The sequence below is a fragment of the Candidatus Campbellbacteria bacterium genome, assembly GCA_034521025.1.
Classification (GTDB): domain Bacteria; phylum Patescibacteriota; class Minisyncoccia; order Phycocordibacterales; family JAXHMZ01; genus JAXHMZ01.
In genome coordinates, this window is record JAXHMZ010000005.1 from 14279 (window position 1) to 34328 (window position 20050).

Below are 20050 nucleotides of genomic sequence, written 5' to 3' on the forward strand. Positions count from 1 at the left end.
TAAACCTCATATTGCTCTCCTCAGCTCGGAAATAAAAACAACCCCCGAAAGATCAGGGGTTGGGGTAAAGAGAATTATATAGTAAGACTATATAATTCTCTTTCCTGTGTTCTTAGAGGACGCGGCACCATAGCCGAAACCAGAGTTGCTACTGCGCAAGGTGTTCGGGCAAGTCAATTTATCGAATCGAGATTCGATAGCACTGACAACCCCTCTCAACTCTCTCCTCGCTTCTTCCTCTCCTCCGCGGCGCTTGATGAAACGCGCAGTTTCGGGGCTCACCTGGGTTTGTCCGCTCATTTCCATGAGAACCAGCTCGAAATCCAGATCGGTTGCTTTAGTATCCATTACTGACCTCCTAAGGATTTTGCACAACGACGAAGAATTTATTTCCTTTAATATTATACAATCTATAATATTATTCGTCAATAGCGCTAAAAGTCGATCTCTATCTCTTCTCCTTCCTCAGGAGCCACCGCGTCAATACCGAAATGATCTCGCAGTCGCTGGACTAAAAACAATGAGCTCTTCGGTTCTCCCATCGCGACAAAAACTCGCTCAAGATCTCCCTTCTCTGCGGCTCTCTCAGCAAACTCTTGAAGATCGCTTGATTGCATATGAGCTGAGTAAGAAAGAATTGACTCTATCTTGGCATTTACTTGTATTTTTTCTCCAAATAAAGTGATCTCTTTTTCTCCATTCAAAAGCGCGTGTCCCAAACCCCCTACCGGCTGATACCCAACAAGCAGTATAGTGGAACTGGGATCTGAAATATACTGCTGATAATGATAAAGAATCCGCCCTCCTTCACTCATTCCGGAACCGGCCATTACTATTTTGGGATTAGGCTCGTTATTTATACGCCGAGAATCTTCTCGGGTGTTTGATAACTGAAATCCGGGAAAATTAAATATGTTATCTCCTTCCCTGATGTCTCTTTTGATATCTTTATTAAAATATTGCTGGTATTTTTTATAAATTTCGGTTACTTCAATCGCTAACGGCGAATCCAAAAACACCGGCATAGTGGGAACTTCTCCCGACTCTATCAATTCGTTCAACTCATAGAGCATTACTTGTGTTCTCTCAATTGAAAAAGTCGGCATAACCAGAGCCCCGCCTCGATCGTGAGTGTCCAATATCATTGCTTTCAGCTTTTCCGTGCGTTCCGCAACATTTTCGTGATCCCTGTCACCATAGACACTCTCCATTAAAAGATAGTTAGCGTCTGTTACGAACTCCGTCGGTCTGAGGAGCGGAGTCGGCGAATTTCCGAGGTCGCCGGTAAACGCTATCTTTCTTCCGTTTCTCGTAATTTCTATGATCGCCGAACCAAGTATGTGTCCGGCATCGCGGAAATACACACTAAAGCCGCCCCCTATTTCCGTCTCTGAGTGATAGTCAATTGTTTTCCACAGATCTAAGGCACGATCAACATCTCTGTGGTCATAATAATGCTCGCGTCCGGTCTTTTTCTCTTCAAACCGAGCTATGGAAAGAGAATCTTCGAACATTACACTCGCCAACTCACGCGTAGCGTCAGTTGAATATATTACCCCCTTAAATCCATCGCGCACCAATTTGGGAATTCTTCCAATATGGTCAGCGTGAGCATGAGTAATAAAAACAACATCCACATCTTTGGGGTCGTATTCAAAATCTGCCCAGTTCTTTTCCTCTTCTTCCTCAGAACCTTGCACCATACCGCAGTCGATCAAGATCTTTTTCTCGTCTGTTTTAAGCATAAAGTTCGCCCCCGTAACAGCGCCCGCTCCTCCGTAGAATTTTAGTTTGCTATTTTTCTCGTTCATATTCATCTAATTTTTCTTTTTTCGATTAAGTATTGCGTGGGCAAATATGGTCATAGTGAGCGCGCCTGCTAAGCCAAACCCTATATCCGTAAGTGTATCAACTATGTAGTTTCGCGCGTAGGCGATCTGCGCGAAAAATTCATACCCCTCCCACCCAAGAGCTACTATCATAGTTATAGTCGTAACAACGCCGGCCATATACAAAAATGGGTCAGATCTGCGCAGAAAAAGTGAAATGATGACGCTACCAATAACTAAACCACCTAAGAAGTGAAGCACTAGATCCATCCACCAAACCGCCCAAAACAGATTTATAGACAAAGCCACTTGATTGACGATCAAGAGGAAGAAGACAGACAGAAATGAGATCTTTAGCACCTGGGAACGTGTCATAGTTTTATATTATAGCAGTTAAAATAGAAAACGCCCTGAGGAATTCAGGGCGTTTTCTATAAGGGCTGCTTGAGAATTTCCCTAGCAAAAAACTAGGTGGGTGTCCGCAAGAATTTATCCGCGAACGAATCGCCAGACAAGTCTAATTTGAGACTCCCAGAAAATGGTATCTAGATATTACTCAAACAACCCTGCCGTAATTATACTACTTTTTTCAAAAAAGCACACTAGCGCAATTACTCAAGCAATGCTCTAATTCTGTCTTCAATAGGAGGATGTGTGGAAAACATACGGTTAACAAAAGATTTTTTCTTTTTCCCTTTGTGCTCACTCCCAAAAGGATTGGAGATATATAGGTGAGCGGTTGCGTGATTTGCTCGTTTCATTTCACCGGCATAACCTCCGATCTTTTCAAGAGCTCCGGCAAGACCTTCCGGGTAACGCGTCAAAAGAGCGCCGGACGCGTCAGCCATAAATTCTCGCTTGCGAGAGATCGCCAGTTGAATAACAACAGCCACCAAGGGCGCGAGGATGGCCAGAGTGATCCCAATAACTATTCCTATAAGTTTGGCCTGCCCTCCTCTGTCTCCCCCGCCACCAAAGAAAGCGAAACGAAGAAAGAAATCCGAAAGCAAAGTAACGAATCCAACCAGGACAACAACCACCGTCTGAAGCAAGATGTCGTTGTTTTGTATATGCGCCAGTTCGTGCGCTATTACTCCTTCCAATTCGCTTTTATCGAGGATCTTTAGAAGTCCGGTAGTAACCGCCACGGTTGCCTTTTCTTTATTTCTGCCGGTCGCGAAAGCATTGGGTACTTCCTCCTCAATGACATATACCTTGGGCATAGGAAGCCCAGCCGTTATGGAGAGATTTTCCACCGCATTCCAAAGATCGAAGTACTCCTCTCGACTAGCCGGCTTCGCCCCGGACATACCGAGAACAATTCTGTCAGAGAACCAATAGCTCGTGATGTTCATTAGAAGAGAGAAAGCGATGGCTATATAAAGGATCAAACTAGACCCAAAATACCAAGTAGCAGCAAATCCTAACCCGATTATCATCACCAAAAACGAGGTCATTAACAACCACGTTTTTGCTATATTATTACTCCTTCTTGTGTATGCCGTAGCCATAAGTTTAGTAAGTCTCCGGTGTTTCTACCGGAAACCTTGGGTGCTCCAAATCAAAAGATCTATATCTCAAATAGACTTAAAATTCTACATCAACCGGCTCTCTAGCCGCCGAACTTTCTTCCAGCTCAAAGTATTCACGTTGTTTGTAGCTGAACATTCCGGCCACGACATTTGACGGGAACATTTCAACTGCATTATTAAGATCCTGCACATTCGCGTTGTAAAAGCGACGAGCGGACATTATCTTGTCCTCTGTATCGGTAAGTTCACGTTGCAACTCAAGAAAGTTCTCGTTCGCCTTCAGATCAGGATAGTCTTCTGCCACAGCGAAAAGAGATTTGAGCGCTCCGGTAAGCATATTTTCTGCCTCTCCTTGCTCGGCCGCGCCTTCGGCGTTCATAGCCTGCGAACGAGCTTCGGTTACTCTCTCAAATACACCTCTTTCGTGTTCAGCATATCCCTTGACTGTGTTTATAAGGTTTGGGATAAGGTCATAACGACGCTTGAGCTGAACGTCTATATCGGCCCAAGCTTCGTCTGTACGGTTATCCAAACGCACCAAACGGTTGTAAATAAATACCGCCCAAGCAACTACGAGTACCGCGATCACGGGGATATTAACCCCCCATGGGATCACGTTGAAGCCCCCGCTTACGAGAAGCAGAACTACAACTATTCCTAAAATTATTCCTGACATATCTTATTTATTAATTATTAAGGTTGTCTTAATTATACAAAACTAAAACCCGCCAGTCTATACGGGCGGGTTTTAGAGAGTTTTAAGAATTCTACATCATTCCGGGCATTCCCATGCCGCCGCCCATTCCGGCCATACCGCCGCCGGCGCCGGAGTCATCCGAATTGTTTTCTTCGGGCAGATCAGCTATGGCTACTTCTGTGGTAAGAAGCACGGCAGCCGCTGAAGCCGCGTTTTGTATAGCACTGCGGGTAACTTTCACAGGGTCAATGATTCCCGCCTTGACCATATCTTTAACCATTTGGTCCTTGCCGGCATCATAACCGTCAAATTCATTTGACCGAACTCGCTCCACGACCACCGACCCATCGGGCTTGCCGGAATTCACAACTATTTGACGCAATGGAGATTCAAGCGCTCGCTTCAAAACATCAAAGCCCGTTCTCTCGTCTTCGTTCAGGTCGTCTAATTTTACTTTATTCAATATATCTATTGCTTTGATGAGAGCGCTTCCACCGCCGGGGACGATTCCCTCTTCAATAGCGGCTTTGGTAGCGTTAACGGCGTCTTCGATTTTGAGCTTCAGGTACTTCATCTCAGTTTCAGTTGAAGCTCCCACTCTTATCACAGCCACACCGCCGGCAAGTTTCGCTATTCTTTCTTCTAGCTTTTCACTGTCAAATTTAGAGTCAGAGTTCTCCATTTGCTTGCGGAGGCTGGCAACTCGGCTTTCTATATCTTTCTTGGTTCCCTTACCACCGACTATTACGGTAGAGTCCTTGGTTGAAACCACCTTGTTCGCCGAACCCAGCATAGAAAGTTCGGCATTTTCAAAGGTAAGTCCAACATCCTCAGATATCACTGTACCCCCAACCGTCAAAGCTATATCAGCCAACTGCTCTTTCTTGCGCTCTCCATAGCCAGGAGCTTTGATGGCGAGCACGTTGAACGATCCGCGCAGTTTGTTAACAACAAACGTCGCCAAGGCCTCGCCTTCGACTTCATCAGCTATGATAACCAGATCTTTTTTACCCGACTCAGAAAGCTTTTCGAGTAGCGGCAGTACCTCTTTTACACTCGATATTTTCTTGTCGGTTATGAGAATAGAGGCGTTTTTCATTTCTGCCTCCATACGCTCTGAATTGGAGATCATATATGGAGAGACATAGCCCTGGTCAAATTCAAGCCCTTCAACAACCTCGCTCTCAACCCCGAAAGATTGTGATTCTTCCACTGTTACCACGCCATCGGTGCCAACCTTATCGATCGTGTCGGCGATTATTTTGCCCAACTCTTCAGATTCAGCGGCTATGGTAGCTACCTGCTGGATCTCTTCACGCCCTTTGACCGGTTTTGCTATTTGTTTTAGTGCTTTGACCGCTTCTTCAGAGCCTCTCTCTATGCCACGGCGCAAAGACATAGCGCTAACCCCGAGGGTCGTGTGTTTCATTCCTTCATCCACGATCGCTTGCATAAGCACGACTGACGTAGTCGTACCGTCTCCCGCCTGATCGTTCGTTTTGTTAGCGACTTCTTTGACAATTTCAGCGCCCATATTTTCCGTCTTGTCATGAAGCGTGATCTCTTTCGCTATTGAAACGCCGTCGTTGGTGATCATTGGACTACCGTAGCCCTTATCAAGAACCACGTTTCGTCCGCGAGGACCGATGGTGGTTCTCACCGCGTTTGCCACTTGATCTATTCCACTTTTAAGCCCACGTTTTGCTTCTTCGTTGTATACGATCTTTTTTGCCATATTTGTTTACTTTACTACTGCCAAGATATTTTCTTCCCTAACAATGATGTATTCATCTCCATCTAGCTCCAACTCATCAAAACCGTATTTAGAAAACACCACGGTATCGCCTACTTTAACAGAAACCGGAATTCTTTTTTCTCCGTCTTCATCTAGTCGTCCTTCCCCGACGGCGACAACCGTGCCGCGCTCCGGGCGTTCTTTGGAAACCGTGTCCGGTATTATGATACCGGAAGAAGATTTGCTCTCCGTTTCTTCCGGTGTAAACGGACGAATCAGCACTCTGTCACCGAGCGGAACTATTGATGCCTTGTCCTTCTTTTTCCCTGTTTTTCCTGCCATATTTTATTAATATTACGTTCGTATTTTGTTAATAATATAAAATTCCGCGGTTCCCACCAAGCAATACCACCCGCTGATAAGAAGCTCTGATTTACTACAATAACAATAATAGAGAGAAAACCGCGACACATTCATTTTATATAAACCATTGCCACTGTCAACGACGTTTTCTGTCTGCAAAAGATGAGATACATCGGTAAAATACCCCCGATCTCCCGAATGGGGTATGATCGAAGCGCGATTATTGGCTTAACATCTCATCTTCTGTACAAATAAACATACCTACAATTCTTTAAAAAATGGAGTGCCTGTCTCTTGCCACGCAATCAATCCTTCGTGAAGCGCTCGCGGAAGGACTTTCACTTCTTGAAATTCTTTACTGGACACGTTTACAAACTCAATATGATCTTCCACAGAACCGATACGGGAATCCTGTGATACTTCAACCCTGAAAACAATATTTAACTCATGTTGAAAAACATTGTCTTCGAGCGGAAATATGTTTTCACATGCGCCGATAAACGATGACACAGAATAGTCCATACCTCCCATCTCTTCCTCTAACTCACGTTTTAGTGCCGTATGTGCAGATTCTCCATCCTCGATGTGACCACCGGGCAAGAAAAACCATTCAGCGTTTTTTGTACGACATAAAATAATGTCGCCACCCTGCACTAAAAGCCCCCGTGCAATATTATGAATATGAGAATTTGGGCCTCTAAATTCAGACATGTTGGCTGAACATTATAACAGTTTGCGCCCTATGTAAAGCGTCTGTATTACTAGAAGAGTACACTGTCTTGCCAAACCATTGCCGTATGCTAGAATCCAGGCTATGGAAATTTTCACTTCATTACTACCATATATTCAGATAATACTCTCTGTTTTGCTTGTCGGAGGGATACTATTGCAGAGATCTGACGCTAGCATGGGCGGAGCGCTCGCCGGCGGAGGCGGAGGAGATGGGCCTTCCACTCAATTCTCACGGAGAGGAGCGGAAAGACAAATGTTCAACGCGACAGTTATTTTAGCTGTGCTGTTTGCGCTATCTAACATTGTCTCTTTTCTCTTTTAATCTATCACTAAACGGTACTCCCACTTTGGTTTTGACTAAATAGGACTATTTATTGTGAATTCTATAATATTCAAGAGCTCGCGCTTGGCTAAGCGACTCCTAACCTTTATCAAAAATAGCTCTTCGGTGGAGAAGATCCTGTACTCTGCGATCTTGTTTTTCCTGTTTATCGCCTTACTCTTGGGAGTAGAAAGAATTTCAAGCCAATTTAGTACGGTGGTGCCGACTCAAGGCGGTACTTTCACCGAGGGTATAGTCGGTTTCCCCGAAAGTATAAGTCCAATTTACGCGGAATCCAACGCCGAGCATGATCTTACCGCGCTGATCTATTCAGGCCTCATGAGAGTAGACGGAGATGGCGATATTGTTACCGACCTTGCCGAGAGCTACGAGATAAGTGAGGACGGGAACAGTTATACCTTTACTATCAGGGACGACGCGGTATTTCATGACGGCACACCGATAACAGCTTCCGACGTGGTATTCACGATCGAAGAAATTAAAAATCCGGCCTCAGAGAGCCCTCTCAGGTCAACTTTCTTGGATGTAGAAGTGAGCGCCCTAGACGCTTCCACCGTTGAGTTTAGCTTAGAAGAACCATACGCCGGTTTTCTGGAGCAAACCACGGTCGGCATAGTCCCACGACACATCTGGGAAAATGTAACTCAAGATTCACTGGAATTCATAGAGCACTCAAGCTCTCCCATCGGCTCCGGACCGTTTAAAATAAAGAACGTAGAGCGTAGTACGGATGTCGGCGTACCCACAAACTACACGCTAACGGCGTTTGACGACTATACCCAAGGACGGCCTTACCTAAACAACATAGAAATACGCTTCTTCTCTAACGAAGCCGAGCTTCTGGAAGCGCTGGACAAAGGCAGAATAGATTCAGCGGCTTTGGTTTCTCCTCGCTCTCTTGAAAACCAGAATCTGGCACGAAAAAGAATACTTACCGCCCCAATGCTTCGTTCGTTCGGACTGTTCTTCAACCAAGCAGAATCAGAAATATTGAGCGAAGATGCAGTACGAAAAGCGATAGATATGACGATCAACCGCGAGAATCTTGCTGAAAGTATTTTTTCGGGGTATGCTCTACCCATCGAGACACCTCTCCCTTTCGGAACAGACGTAGCAGTTAGCCAGAGCGACGAAGTAAATTCCGATCCCAACGCATTGCTAGAGGAAGAAGGATGGATAAAAAACCCTCTGACAGGCATACGGGAAAAGGACGAGGAAGAACTTTCGTTTTCCATTGCTACGGCTGACTCCGATATGTTTGGTGAGGTCGCGAACTTTATAAAACACTCTTTAGAACAAGTAGGTTTTAGTGTGACTATAGAAACTTTTGACATAGCGGTTCTAAACCAAGACGTAATACGTCCGAGAGAATATGAGGCGCTTCTCTTTGGAGAGGCATACGATAGAGTCATAGATATGTATCCATTTTGGCACTCTTCGGAACGAGACGACCCGGGCTTGAACGTGGCTCGTTATACTTCAAGCGACGTTGACGAAAGACTCGAAGATCTGCGCAGCGAGCGCGACGAAAGAGAGCGCCGAGAGCTTTTAAATGCGATCGTTAAAGAATTGAGAGAGGACGTACCGGCTGTATTTCTATACTCACCGGAATTTATATACATTCAAGACAAGCGGATCAAAAACATTTCAATACCGCCTATAGTGCGCTCGGCAAATAGATTTGCAAATGTTCACGAATGGTTTGTATATACAGATACAGTTTGGAACGCATTCCTTGATTAGACAAAACAATTAACAGAAAAATTAATAATTATGAACGAAACAAGAGATAACAGAAACAGATCTTCACAAAGAAGAAATAACGGCGGACACCAAAATTCCGGCCCGCGACAAAACCAAAACAAAAACGGAAGAAATCAACGTAACAACAACAGAAACAACAAACGCGGCGGCTCGTCTAACAATAGACGTAACCATCGCGGAAACGCGCGTGGAAAGTTTCGAGAGCAAAGCGCAAGTCATATTGACCGCAATCATCAAAAACTATCTCCAATAAAAGATGGTGATATTCGTATAATTCCGCTCGGTGGCGTAGAGGAAGTTGGTCGCAATATGACCGCCATAGAGACAAAGGACGATATCCTTATAATCGACGCCGGATTTCAATTCCACGACGAAAGCACTCCCGGAATTGATTATGTTTTACCTAACATAACTTATTTGGAAGAAAATAAAGACAAGATCCGTGGCTTGGTTGTCACCCACGGACACCTCGACCACATCGGCGCGATACCTTACGTTATGCACCGCTTGGGTAACCCCACGATCTATTCACGACAACTTACCACGGTAATGATAGAAAAGCGCCAGTCAGAGTTCCCTCACCAACCCAAGCTCAATATAAGAACAGTCGAGAGCAACGATTCGATCACTCTAGGAAATACCAAACTCAACTTCTACGCGGTATCTCACACCATACCGGAAGCTATGGGTATCATCGTAGATACACCCTACGGATCTATTGTCGTTACCGGCGATATGAAGCTTGATCACGTTGACGGCGTACCTTCGGATAAAGAAGAAAAGGCCTATTCCATCTTCAAAGACAGAAAAGTTTTGGCTTTGATCGCCGACTCAACCAATGTCGAGAACCCGGGCTGGTCTATACCCGAGTGGAGAGTGCACGAAACCCTTGAAAAGATAATCGCCGAAACGCCGGGGCGGCTCATTATCGGTACCTTTGCTTCGCAAATGGACCGTATTGTAAAGATCGTCGAGATAGCCGAGCGCCACAACAAAAAAATCGTGGTTGAGGGACGCTCAATGAAGCAAAACTTGGAGATCATCAGACACTTGAACATACTACAGCCGAAACCCGGAACCTTCATCTCTAACTCCGAGATGAGCGATTACCCGCCGGACAAAATAGTTTGCCTTGCCACCGGAGCTCAAGGAGACGAATTCGCCGCTCTTATGCGTATGGCTATAAAGACCCATAAACAATTCAAGCTTACTCCACGCGACACGGTTCTACTCTCTTCATCGGTCATTCCCGGAAACGAAAATTCCGTACAAAAGCTAAAAGATAACTTAGCCCGAAGAGGCGTTAAGATAATCCACTATCGCGTCTCTGACGTACACGCCTCCGGACACGCGAACCAAGAAGAAGCCGTCTGGATACACAAACAGATCAATCCTAAGTTCTTTGTACCCGTTCACGGAAACCACTATATGCTCAACGTCCACGCCGACATGGCCACGACAAGGTTGGGTATGCCCAAAGACAACGTGGTGATCCCCGACAACGGTTCTGTTATAGAAATAAGCGACAACGGAGAGAAGATCAGAAAATTAAAAGAGAGCGTACCCCACGACCCTATGATGGTGGACGGATTCACTATCGGCACAATGCACGATGTTGTTATTCGCGACCGCAAAGCGTTATCGGATGACGGAATGTTCGTTATTGTAGCTTCTATCAATCCAAAAACAGGTAAGCTCCGCAAATCACCCGATATTATTTCCCGCGGATTCATTTACCTACGTGAATCCCAAGACCTTCTGCACGAAGCGCGTAACATCATAAAAGATACGGTAGAGAAAACTACCCAGAATATGAATCCGATCGACTTTGACATCCTCAAAAACGACGTGAGCGATAAAGTGGGCAAGTTTCTCTACCAAAAGACAGCTAAACAACCTATAATAATTCCTGTTATGATAGGGGTATAGTATGTGGAACCCATTTAGGCAAGGAGGAAGAATATCTTTCACCCAACTGCAAACTCTTTACGTGTTTGCTTTCTTCCTATCGTTCCACGCGTTCCTGCCCTCTTACGCGAACTCTACTTTCCTTGAAACCTTTCTAACGCCGCAAACGGTAGGTGTAGTCTTTGCCGTGGCGTCTATACTGACGCTCTTAGTATTATTTAACCTTCCAACCCTTCTTTCACGACTCGGTATATTCAATACTGTTTTAGGTCTGATAATACTAGAAGCGGTGACTCTCATAGTTCTCGGTACGACCGGTATTATTTGGCTGACCATAGGAGCTTTCGTGGTACATCTTTTTCTCGCTCGCGCGCTTTTCTATACTCTTGATATCTTTATAGAAAGTCTGTCGTTCGACGGTGACACGGGGTCGATTCGCGGTCTACTTTTGACCATATTCAACGCCTCACTTATGCTCTCCCCACTTTTGGTGAGCTTTATTATTGGCGAGGAAGAACTTTTCCGTAGAATGTATCTTGTCTCAGTTGTCTTTCTGCTTCCGGCGGTACTGCTTTTGCTACGCAACTTCAGAAACTTTAAGGATCCGACTTATGAACCCATTAAAGCACTAGATGCGAGCGCCAGAGTGTTCAAGGATAAAGATCTGTTTAATGTGTTCGCGTCCCACTTTCTGCTTCGCTTTTTTTACGCGTGGATGGTGATCTACACTCCCATTTACCTTATACAAACAATCGGATTCAACTGGACAGAGATCGGACCGATCTTCACCGTGATGCTACTTCCTTTTATACTTTTTGAAATTCCATTCGGAAAGATCGCTGATAAATATATAGGAGAAAAAGAACTATTGATATCCGGTTTTGTGATTACCTCTATCGCGACTTTTGCTCTGGCCTTCATCACCACCCCGAGCGTAGTGTTGTGGGCGTCAATTCTTTTCTTGACTCGCTTCGGCGCTAGTATGGTTGAGGTTATGAGCGAGGCATACTTTTTCAAAAAAATATCCTCGGAAGAATCCGAGCTTGTGGCTCTTTTCCGAGGTATTAACCCCCTAGCCTATATAGCGGCTCCGGTCGTATCGACTATAGCTCTCCTGTTTATGGACATTCGTTATACGTTCATAATACTTTCAGCTGTTGTATTCACCGGAATAATCTACGCTGTGGGAATTCACGATACCAGATAAAATAAGCCAAAAGGCCTAATTTAAGCGAATTTAAATGCTTCAATCTATAGATTGAAGCATTTATTTAGCGTACCTAAAAGCTAATTTGTATCTTTTCAATTACCCTCTCGTGAGGATAATCCAATATATCGCGCACCAAGCGATCCTTTACGGATAAGCGATAGTAAAAGTCCTCTGTATCAAAGTAGGCGTACGCTATTTCCCGGCCGATGTCGCTTTCGATCATTTGCAGAGTGCGTTCTATATCCTTTTTGCGGATATTATCTCCAACGACTAATAGGTCCACTCGGTCGCTTGCTCTTCCCAAGAAAATACCGGCCATTACGACAAACTTGAGTTTTCCGGCCTTTTTGAGTTTTTCGGCTATATCTTTGCGTGCCACTGTATCATCAAAAGACAAGAGTCGCTTCAGCGCGTCCGCGTAAACAAAGCGTGGGTTCAATATATATTCAGTTTCCTGCTTGCTCGACCGTTTACTTTTCGTTTTTTTATCTCCTTTAGTTTTCTTCTTGGACGCCTCTTTTCTTTTTAACATTCCGGTCTTTTCAAGAACCCTAAGCTCTTTTCTTATGGTTGTTTTGGTAAGGCGGGTTTTGGAGGCAATATCAACGGTAGTATAATACTTATTCTCGTTAAACAAGAAAAGGCGCATAACCTTTACGCGTGCCACTCCCCCGAACAGTTGCGATAGTATATCCATACCGGTGAGTATAGCAAATTTAGTGATTCAAAAAAAGAAAACCCGCGGGTGCGGGTTTTCTTTTGAACTCTCTCTTGATTCTCGATAAACTATTTCAGTGTAATAGTTCCACCGAGCTCTTCAACCGTTCCTTTGAGCTCTTCAGCTTCTTCTTTCGCCATTCCTTCTTTGAGTACTGCCGGCGCTCCTTCAACCAAGTCTTTCGCCTCTTTTAGACCAAGTCCCAGAGCCGCCTTAACTGCCTTTATAACTCCTATTTTTTGATCACCGACATCGGTGAGTTCAACATCATACGAGCTTTTTTCCTCGTCTTCTTCCTCGGCGCCTCCGGCGGCCGGAGCAGCTGCTACGGCTTGAGCGGAAACTCCGAATTTATTTTCTAGAAGTTTTACAAGTTCGTTTAACTCCAGAACCGTCATATTCTCTACTTGCTCTACTAGAGCTTTGAACTTTTCCGGAACTTCTACGTTCTCTCCACTTTCTTCTGAAGACTCCTCTTTTTCTGCGGCTTCTGCCTCAGCCGGAGCTTCTTCCTTTACTTCTTCTTTTTCAGCCGGAGCTTCTTCTGTTTTAGAAGCAGCCTCTTCTTTCGTTTCCTCGGTTGCCTCTTCCGGTTTGACTTCTTCTTTTGTTGTTTTTGTTTCTTTTTCTTCTGCCATAATAATTGTTTAAACTAAGCTTCCCTTGTCTCCGCTATCTGATGCAGAGCGGAAGCGAATCCTTGTATCGGTGAATTGATAACGTTAACGAACTGCGTGAGAAGGGTTTCTCGCGATGGAATGGTAGCGATATCGACCATAGAAGATCGATCGTAATATACTCCATCGAATACACCGCCAACTATTGAGAGCGCTCCACCCAGACCCTTGCCGAACTCATAGATTTCTCGGGCCGGAGCCAGATGATCCTCTGAGTAAGCCAGGGCGATCTCGCCTTCTAGAGGCGGCTTTTCTCCCTCAAACGATTTATTATCAAGCGCGCGATGAATAAGGGTCTTTTTGGCTACATAGTAGCCGACGCTTTTTTCGCGCAAATCGTGGCGCATCTTCGTTGAGTCCTCTACACCGAGTCCTTTGAAGTTGACAAAGACGACGGTAGAAGAATTATCAAGAATATCTTCTACTGTCTTTGCCACCTCCTTTTTCTTGTCTCGTGTAATTGCCATATTTTCTGGTAAGTGTCTTACCTGCTGCTCTACTTAGGGTTTTCTAATAATCGGTATTAAAGCTCATATTGCTCTCCTCGGCTCGGAAATACTCAAGGCTTCGCCTCGGTATTCCTCTCGCTCTACGTCGGCAATAAAAAAGACCTTTGTAAAAAGGCTCAAATCAAAGCATGCATCATCGCGCCCTTTGGCGCTAGCGTTGCCTCGGCAGGTCATTTACGCGGGAGATTGCCCGCCACCTGCTGTCTCAAGCCTTACAGGAGAGATACTACTCCACAAACCCCAACAAGTCAAACGCTAACACGCCATTTTGCGTTCTTTCTGACAGTCTCAGACGTGGATACATTGAGGGCGGACAGGTGATATACTGAAGATGTATGCAGTTTGCTCTTCAATATGTCAGTTGGCATTACTCGCGGGGAGTGCACGACATCGTTGTACTCTGGTCTAATTTTATATGGTTTCTTTCGCACTTTTTCTCCATACCCTTACTCGCCTCCACCCTATTCTCTCCTTGGAAGAGATTGCACGAGGAGCCCAAAGATGGCTTTGACCTCGAAGATTTCTTCTCCGCCATATTGGTGAACATAATGATGCGCCTCGTCGGCTTCTTTATGCGCCTGACTATGATAGCCGTGGGGCTAGCTGTTCTCGCGCTCGCTCTCCTCGGTTTGATAATCGATCTCGCCTTTTGGTTGCTGTGGCCGGCGGTCATTGGAGTGCTATTATTCTTTGGCTTTAGTCTTCTCATCGCGTAAATATGAACGAAAGAGAAATACAAAGAACATTGAGAAGAAACAGCGCCGTACTAACACTCGAACGGGTCTTCCCTAGACGCGTCAGAGGCAACGCTCGCCGAATCGTAACGATAATGATCGTTATATTCGGTTTATTTACGGCAATGTTGTTCTTTTTGGGCAATAGCGACTTTATAAACGAGAGCGACGTTCCCTCTATTCTCAATAATCTAGCCCTTGAGATAACACGCTTCGTCGGCGCCCTATTTATCCTCACCGTCTTGTGGTTAATTCTCGTAACTCTAGATTTTTTCTACTACTCCAACTATTTCGACGGGTTCAAAAGCACCATCAGTCGCATAGAGCTATACAAACGACGAGACGGATTGAGTTTTGCTCTTTTAAAACTACTTGACGGGCATAGAAACGAGAAAGACCTGGCGCAAATCGCCTTCCGATCAGCTCAAGCCCACGAATTGGTAAACCGTTTGGGCATTCCCTTTAGAGAGCTCAGGAATTTTCTCAAGGAAAATGATCTTGGTATTCCCAAAGAGTTCCCTCTGCGAGAAAACGGCAAAATGATCTTGATCAGAGATATAATTGCTCTTTCATACCACAAAAGCCCCGCCATACAAGACTTCTTCTTCAAACGGGGTGTAAATTCCGATATTTTCTACGGCGCTTTGGAATGGACAGAGGTTATGCGCCGCGAGCGCCTGCGCAACCTTACCTGGTGGTCACGTATCAATCTCGGAGAGATATCCGGTATCGCCAAGGACTGGGCGTACGGCGGGGCGTATACTTTGCGCCGCTACGCGACAGAAATTCGCGCACGCCGTACACATGCCGGTACTTCCGTACTGCACGCGCGAGATGAAATAGAAACCATACTTTCCAAGTCACGTGAAGCGAACGCGCTTTTGGTAGGAGCGCGAGGAGGCGGACGAGACCAAGTAATATCTGATTTTGCCGCTCGTGTTTACGAAGGCAAGTCTCCGGCGCCGCTTGAAGGAAAGCATATATTCCGACTGGATTCTGTGGCTCTGTCCACCAACAATCCCGACAAGCATTCTTTTGAAAGCGAGCTTTTAAAGCTTTTGAACGACAGCGTTCGCGCCGGCAATATAATTCTCGTCATAGACAACATATCCGACTTTCTCCTCAACGCGAGATCGATCGGCGTTGACGTAAGAGAGATCTTTGATCCGTTCCTCGCGAGCGACTCTCTTCAACTCGTAGCTACCGCCACCCCCGAAGAAGTTGAAACTTCGCTAAGGGACTTCCCTTTCACGCGTACCAGGTTTGAAAAGATAAGAGTAAAAATAGACGATAATAAAGAGCTTATCTCGCTGTTATCCTACGCCGCTTTGAATATTGAAGCTCGCTCTGATGTATTTTTCACCTTCCAGAGTCTCGCTAAAACTGCTGATCTGGCACGGAGCGCGCTAGTTGACTCCACTCTCCCTGATGACGCTGTAGATATACTCTACGAGGCCGCCGCGGGAGCCAAGACAAGTAACTCTCCTATCATCACTGAAACGGAGATAGAGACTCTGATATCAAACCGCACCGGCATACCAGTCGGCAAAGCGAGCGCGTCTGAACGCGAAGAACTGCTAAAACTAGAAGAGAACCTGTCCTCTATGGTGGTCGGCCAAACTGACGCACTCAAGGCCGTATCAAACGCGCTCAGAAGAAACCGAGCCGGCATCGGAGAAGACGATCGCCCGATGGGCTCTTTCCTCTTCCTCGGCCCTACCGGAGTTGGCAAAACCCAAGTAGCGCGCTCCTTGGAAGCGACCCTTTTTGACGAGAATGGAGTTATGCACCGTTTGGATATGTCAGAATTCCAGAATGAAAACGCTCTAGACCGTCTAATCGGAAGCATAGACTCAAAATCACCGGGAATATTGGAAGAAAAGATCAATCGCTCCCCTTACGGTATCCTTCTTCTGGATGAATTCGAAAAGGCACACGGAAACGTTCATAACCTGTTTTTGCAGATATTGGACGAAGGATTCTTTGCTAACTCCCACGGCAAAAGAGTTAATATGAGCAATCTGATAATTATCGCCACCTCGAACGCCGGCAACCAGGAAATACAAGCGGCCGCCAAGTCATCAACTGATCTCTCGGCTTTCAAAGACGAACTGATCTCCACCCTTATAAACGATCAGATATTCCGGCCGGAACTCCTAAACCGCTTTGACGAAGTCGTATTGTTCGAGCCGTTATCAAAAGATGATCTGCGAGCCATCGCAAAGCTTGAGCTCGAAAAACTGGCGGAACGGACAGAGTCAACCAGAGTGCGTATAAATATAACCGACGAACTTGTAGAATTCCTCGCCGAGAAAGGATACGACCCGCGTTTCGGAGCAAGAGAAATGAAGCGCGTAATACAAGACTCCATAGAACGCGTACTCTCCGAGAAAATATTAAAGGGTGAAGCGCTTCCCGGCTCAACCGTGTCACTTTCAAGAGAGGAGCTGGAAAAAGCCCTGTAAACTCGTCCTTACCCTACTCCACTATATTTTGCTCTGTATTATCGGGCCCGGCCGGCGATACCTCCACTCCGGAGTTATTTTCTTCCAAGTATGACAGTACCTCAAAGAGAGACAGCGAGATTATTATGATAACTACAAAGACCACCATAAACTTGAGTGAAGTACTGTTGAGATAGTCTTTCATAAAGTTACCTCAAGTATACCAAAAAACTCCCTCCGCCAAATGTCCGGCGGAGGGAGTTTTGTTGAAAACTCTATTGGTTGTTCTCTTCGTTTATCAATGCTTCCAGACGAGCGATCTGCTCAGCATATATGGCGTCATACTGAGGATTCAGCGCGGCCGCCTCTTGCCAGTACTGCAGTGCCTCCTCGAATTCCCCTTGGTCTTCTAGGTAATAGGCGTAAGTAACAAGAGAGCCGGTAGCGCGATCTGTCGCTTCTATGGCTTGCTCTATCCTCGCTTTAAGCTCTTCGCCTCCCACGTCAAACTGGTTTTTCTCGAGCTCTATAAGAAGGTTCCAATAGGCGAAGTTCTCCGGATGATTTTCGGTCGCTTCCACCAAGACGTCTCTCGCGCGATCATAGTTCTCCGCTTCTGCCTCCATATCATAGATAGCCCTGATCGCTTCCTGTGGATCTTCGGTGTACTCTATGGCGTTTTCGTAGGCGCTTCGCGCCGCTCGCAAATCCCCTATACGCGCGCTTGCGTTACCGATTATCATATATTCGTTGTAGTAGGCCTTGTCGTTCTCTTCTTCCCTTCTGTCAAAATCCCTGATCGCCTCTCTAGACTCAGAGATAACCTCTTCCTGTTGCGCTATCTCCTCTGAGGATAGTCCGGTATCGCGTCTCTCAAGGGCGTTTTCCGGCACCAGCAGGGCCACCGCTATGAGTGCCACCAGAACCGTACCGGCTACAAGTATAATTCTAATTTTTTCTTTCATTTTTGTTCCGTTTAGTTTTTGTCTCTTTTGCTATGCCCCCAATTGTAGCAAAAGAGAAACAAAAGACAATAAAACCCGCAAGTATAGCGGGTTTTATTGTCTTTATCGTCTCAACCTTTATCTGTCTACTCTGAGATATTAACTTGATCGGTGTCTATACTTTCACCGCTTACGTCTATTTCTGTAGTGCTGGTCGTACCATCTGAGTTAGTGCTTACGAAATATGACTCTAATTTCATTCCGTAGGTACCGGTACCGTTATCACTAGCTCCATCAGGGTCCGCCTCTACTTCAATTCCAAAGGTTTCAGTCGCGCCCTCGGCTATTTCATAGGCGCCCCCAGAAAGAGTAGCCGAGGAGCTAGAGATAGAAGCGGTCTCACTCGCTACTTGGTTGTCGTGTCCGGTCATCGTGTAGAAGAATCCACTGTCTCCACCGTTTGTCACATTATCTACGTCGTCACTGATGTAGTGCGTACCTGACTTGGAAGTGATCTCCACTACAACTTCGAATATTCCAACAGTTCCTTCATCCGTTGCTTGCGCACTTTGGGCAGCCTGCGTGATGGTCAGAATGTCAGAGATCACATCGTGTATTACACCGGAGCCAATTCCGATGTTTTCTTGATCAGCACCATTAAGGTTTTCATCAAGCGCGGTAATTTCATCAAGCTCCGCTTCAATGGTGTCTGGTGTTGAGAAGTTTGAAGCCTGATTAAAGTCTACTTCAACCGTCATCGGCTCCTCTAGATTTTCGACTAACTCATAATCCAAACTATTAAAAGTGACCGTCTCTACAGAGGAGGATGAACTTGGTGAAACCGAGCTCAAGAGAGTACCATCACCATAAAGACGAGCTTCTGAGATCATATCTCCCACGTTGCTAGAATCTGTTCTCAATATAACTTCTACAGATTTGATAGTTATATCCTGGATCTGGGCGCTAACATTATACTTGAGTAGTTCTACATCAGTCGTAGCTGAGTTATCTTCCACGACAAATGTGCTTTGCTCTGGGGAGTTCGAGTTCGGGTCAACGCTGAGCGTGCCGGACTCGGTCTCGTTAGTTGCCGTGTCGTCCTCTGTGTCGTCTTCTTCTCCCGGCTCTTCATCGTCTGTGTCGTCGTTAGTCGTATCATCGTCGGTGTCGTCCCCTGTGTCATCGGTTTCATCGTCGGTTGATCCTTCATCCGTCTCCGACTCTTCTTCCGAGCTTTCTTCGTCTCCATCGTCACCATCATCTCCGTCGTCGCCATCGTCACCATCACCTGCGGTGATGATAGCGTTGGCTTGAGCACGGGTTGATGGTCCGAAGTATCCTGTTCCCGCGGAAAGACCGAGGGGTGTAAGGATCTGTGAAGAGTAAGCTCCTTGGAAGTCAGTTACAGCGGCTGCTGTAAGTGGTCCGTAGTAACTTGTCTCCTGTCCAGGAGATCCTGCTCCGCTTGCAGAAACTCTAAAGCCTCTCGCATTGAGGAACTCTTGGAGTCTTAATACTTCAGTTCCGGTAGAACCTACTCCCATGGAGCGGGTGAACGGAGTGAAGTCTCCACTAACTGAAGCGTTCTGAGCGTCCACTTGGGCTTGAAGTCTCTCAATAGCGAGCTCAAGCTGCTCTATAACCTTCAATAGCTCTGCCGGATCATTCTGCGCTTTCACTGTCTCTGTTTTGTTGAAGCTAAAGAAAGTCCCCATTGCCATAAAGGCAACCACAAGCGCGAGGCCGAGAAATCTCAGCGCGAATGTGTTTTGATTTTTGTCTAAATTCATAAATTTGTAATCTTGATATTCGATTAAACTCGTATAAATGTGTTGTTCCAATATTATACCGCATACAGTTTTTCTCGTAGTCCAAAATGTGGATTATCCCAACACAAAAACCCCCTCGCCA

General features: G+C 45.7%; 19 protein-coding genes and 1 pseudogene. 6 read left to right on the forward strand and 14 right to left on the reverse strand.

From position 1 onward, the window contains the following. Window positions 1-87: 87 nt before the first annotated feature. The 8 genes from U5L75_02450 to U5L75_02485 form a co-directional block, all read right to left on the reverse strand. On the reverse strand, window positions 88-348 hold the full coding sequence (locus tag U5L75_02450; protein MDZ7726417.1) for a hypothetical protein: 261 nt from the start codon (window positions 346-348) through the stop codon (window positions 88-90). An 86-nt stretch (window positions 349-434) separates the two neighbouring features. Continuing rightward, entirely contained in the window at window positions 435-1811 is a 1377-nt protein-coding gene (locus U5L75_02455) for an MBL fold metallo-hydrolase (GenBank protein MDZ7726418.1), read from the reverse strand. A gap of 6 nt (window positions 1812-1817) precedes the next feature. Continuing rightward, window positions 1818-2204: a hypothetical protein gene (locus U5L75_02460; GenBank protein MDZ7726419.1), complete on the reverse strand. Its 387-nt coding sequence runs from the start codon at window positions 2202-2204 to the stop codon at window positions 1818-1820. A gap of 236 nt (window positions 2205-2440) precedes the next feature. Beyond that, complete coding sequence (locus tag U5L75_02465) at window positions 2441-3340, reverse strand: M48 family metallopeptidase (GenBank protein ID MDZ7726420.1); 900 nt, start codon at window positions 3338-3340, stop codon at window positions 2441-2443. 76 nt (window positions 3341-3416) lie between these two features. Beyond that, the gene (locus U5L75_02470) at window positions 3417-4037 is read right to left on the reverse strand and encodes a LemA family protein (protein MDZ7726421.1); all 621 of its coding nucleotides are present in this window, start codon (window positions 4035-4037) and stop codon (window positions 3417-3419) included. Window positions 4038-4128: 91 nt separating this feature from the next. Then, on the reverse strand, window positions 4129-5793 hold the full coding sequence (gene groL / locus U5L75_02475) for a chaperonin GroEL (protein ID MDZ7726422.1): 1665 nt from the start codon (window positions 5791-5793) through the stop codon (window positions 4129-4131). A gap of 6 nt (window positions 5794-5799) precedes the next feature. Continuing rightward, window positions 5800-6135, reverse strand: a complete 336-nt coding sequence (locus U5L75_02480; protein ID MDZ7726423.1) for a co-chaperone GroES — start codon at window positions 6133-6135, stop codon at window positions 5800-5802. A 282-nt stretch (window positions 6136-6417) separates the two neighbouring features. After that, window positions 6418-6867 (reverse strand): NUDIX domain-containing protein, encoded by a 450-nt coding sequence (locus U5L75_02485; GenBank protein MDZ7726424.1) that lies wholly within the window; start codon window positions 6865-6867, stop codon window positions 6418-6420. Window positions 6868-6970: 103 nt separating this feature from the next. Between U5L75_02485 and secG the strand changes: the two genes are divergently transcribed. The 4 genes from secG to U5L75_02505 all read left to right on the forward strand — a co-directional run bounded on the left by secG (window position 6971) and on the right by U5L75_02505 (window position 12110). Beyond that, the gene (gene secG, locus U5L75_02490; protein MDZ7726425.1) at window positions 6971-7210 is read left to right on the forward strand and encodes a preprotein translocase subunit SecG; all 240 of its coding nucleotides are present in this window, start codon (window positions 6971-6973) and stop codon (window positions 7208-7210) included. Window positions 7211-7294: 84 nt separating this feature from the next. Beyond that, a complete protein-coding gene (locus U5L75_02495; GenBank protein ID MDZ7726426.1) occupies window positions 7295-8974 on the forward strand; it encodes a peptide ABC transporter substrate-binding protein in 1680 nt (559 codons plus the stop codon). 30 nt (window positions 8975-9004) lie between these two features. After that, a complete protein-coding gene (locus tag U5L75_02500) occupies window positions 9005-10924 on the forward strand; it encodes a ribonuclease J (protein MDZ7726427.1) in 1920 nt (639 codons plus the stop codon). Between the two features lies 1 nt (window position 10925). Further along, window positions 10926-12110, forward strand: coding sequence for an MFS transporter (locus U5L75_02505; protein ID MDZ7726428.1), 1185 nt, complete (start codon window positions 10926-10928; stop codon window positions 12108-12110). 73 nt (window positions 12111-12183) lie between these two features. On the opposite strand, the gene U5L75_02510 is transcribed toward U5L75_02505, so the two are convergent. The 3 genes and pseudogenes from U5L75_02510 to rplJ all read right to left on the reverse strand — a co-directional run bounded on the left by U5L75_02510 (window position 12184) and on the right by rplJ (window position 13975). Then, window positions 12184-12810, reverse strand: a complete 627-nt coding sequence (locus U5L75_02510; GenBank protein MDZ7726429.1) for a hypothetical protein — start codon at window positions 12808-12810, stop codon at window positions 12184-12186. 89 nt (window positions 12811-12899) lie between these two features. Then, window positions 12900-13256 (reverse strand): annotated as a pseudogene (gene rplL, locus U5L75_02515) (50S ribosomal protein L7/L12). A 227-nt stretch (window positions 13257-13483) separates the two neighbouring features. Continuing rightward, window positions 13484-13975: a 50S ribosomal protein L10 gene (gene rplJ, locus U5L75_02520; protein MDZ7726430.1), complete on the reverse strand. Its 492-nt coding sequence runs from the start codon at window positions 13973-13975 to the stop codon at window positions 13484-13486. Window positions 13976-14352: 377 nt separating this feature from the next. Here rplJ and U5L75_02525 point away from each other — a divergent pair, with 377 nt between their 5' ends. Both U5L75_02525 and U5L75_02530 read left to right on the forward strand, forming a co-directional pair. Then, the gene (locus tag U5L75_02525; protein ID MDZ7726431.1) at window positions 14353-14733 is read left to right on the forward strand and encodes a hypothetical protein; all 381 of its coding nucleotides are present in this window, start codon (window positions 14353-14355) and stop codon (window positions 14731-14733) included. Window positions 14734-14735: 2 nt separating this feature from the next. Then, complete coding sequence (locus tag U5L75_02530) at window positions 14736-17216, forward strand: AAA family ATPase (protein MDZ7726432.1); 2481 nt, start codon at window positions 14736-14738, stop codon at window positions 17214-17216. A 13-nt stretch (window positions 17217-17229) separates the two neighbouring features. On the opposite strand, the gene U5L75_02535 is transcribed toward U5L75_02530, so the two are convergent. The 3 genes from U5L75_02535 to U5L75_02545 all read right to left on the reverse strand — a co-directional run bounded on the left by U5L75_02535 (window position 17230) and on the right by U5L75_02545 (window position 19929). Then, a complete protein-coding gene (locus U5L75_02535; protein ID MDZ7726433.1) occupies window positions 17230-17400 on the reverse strand; it encodes a hypothetical protein in 171 nt (56 codons plus the stop codon). A 70-nt stretch (window positions 17401-17470) separates the two neighbouring features. Next, window positions 17471-18160: a tetratricopeptide repeat protein gene (locus tag U5L75_02540; protein ID MDZ7726434.1), complete on the reverse strand. Its 690-nt coding sequence runs from the start codon at window positions 18158-18160 to the stop codon at window positions 17471-17473. Window positions 18161-18285: 125 nt separating this feature from the next. Beyond that, a complete protein-coding gene (locus tag U5L75_02545; protein MDZ7726435.1) occupies window positions 18286-19929 on the reverse strand; it encodes a peptidoglycan-binding domain-containing protein in 1644 nt (547 codons plus the stop codon). Window positions 19930-20050 lie beyond the last annotated feature (121 nt).

Excerpts from the sequence above, each read along its gene's own strand:
- U5L75_02450 (MDZ7726417.1), bottom strand. The coding sequence starts at position 348 with ATGGATACTAAAGCAACCGATCTGGATTTCGAGCTGGTTCTCATGGAA.
- U5L75_02455 (MDZ7726418.1), bottom strand. The coding sequence starts at position 1,811 with ATGAACGAGAAAAATAGCAAACTAAAATTCTACGGAGGAGCGGGCGCT.
- U5L75_02460 (MDZ7726419.1), bottom strand. The coding sequence starts at position 2,204 with ATGACACGTTCCCAGGTGCTAAAGATCTCATTTCTGTCTGTCTTCTTC.
- U5L75_02465 (MDZ7726420.1), bottom strand. The coding sequence starts at position 3,340 with ATGGCTACGGCATACACAAGAAGGAGTAATAATATAGCAAAAACGTGG.
- U5L75_02470 (MDZ7726421.1), bottom strand. The coding sequence starts at position 4,037 with ATGTCAGGAATAATTTTAGGAATAGTTGTAGTTCTGCTTCTCGTAAGC.
- groL (MDZ7726422.1), bottom strand. The coding sequence starts at position 5,793 with ATGGCAAAAAAGATCGTATACAACGAAGAAGCAAAACGTGGGCTTAAA.
- U5L75_02480 (MDZ7726423.1), bottom strand. The coding sequence starts at position 6,135 with ATGGCAGGAAAAACAGGGAAAAAGAAGGACAAGGCATCAATAGTTCCG.
- U5L75_02485 (MDZ7726424.1), bottom strand. The coding sequence starts at position 6,867 with ATGTCTGAATTTAGAGGCCCAAATTCTCATATTCATAATATTGCACGG.
- secG (MDZ7726425.1), top strand. The coding sequence starts at position 6,971 with ATGGAAATTTTCACTTCATTACTACCATATATTCAGATAATACTCTCT.
- U5L75_02500 (MDZ7726427.1), top strand. The coding sequence starts at position 9,005 with ATGAACGAAACAAGAGATAACAGAAACAGATCTTCACAAAGAAGAAAT.
- U5L75_02505 (MDZ7726428.1), top strand. The coding sequence starts at position 10,926 with ATGTGGAACCCATTTAGGCAAGGAGGAAGAATATCTTTCACCCAACTG.
- U5L75_02510 (MDZ7726429.1), bottom strand. The coding sequence starts at position 12,810 with ATGGATATACTATCGCAACTGTTCGGGGGAGTGGCACGCGTAAAGGTT.
- rplJ (MDZ7726430.1), bottom strand. The coding sequence starts at position 13,975 with ATGGCAATTACACGAGACAAGAAAAAGGAGGTGGCAAAGACAGTAGAA.
- U5L75_02525 (MDZ7726431.1), top strand. The coding sequence starts at position 14,353 with ATGCAGTTTGCTCTTCAATATGTCAGTTGGCATTACTCGCGGGGAGTG.
- U5L75_02530 (MDZ7726432.1), top strand. The coding sequence starts at position 14,736 with ATGAACGAAAGAGAAATACAAAGAACATTGAGAAGAAACAGCGCCGTA.
- U5L75_02535 (MDZ7726433.1), bottom strand. The coding sequence starts at position 17,400 with ATGAAAGACTATCTCAACAGTACTTCACTCAAGTTTATGGTGGTCTTT.
- U5L75_02540 (MDZ7726434.1), bottom strand. The coding sequence starts at position 18,160 with ATGAAAGAAAAAATTAGAATTATACTTGTAGCCGGTACGGTTCTGGTG.
- U5L75_02545 (MDZ7726435.1), bottom strand. The coding sequence starts at position 19,929 with ATGAATTTAGACAAAAATCAAAACACATTCGCGCTGAGATTTCTCGGC.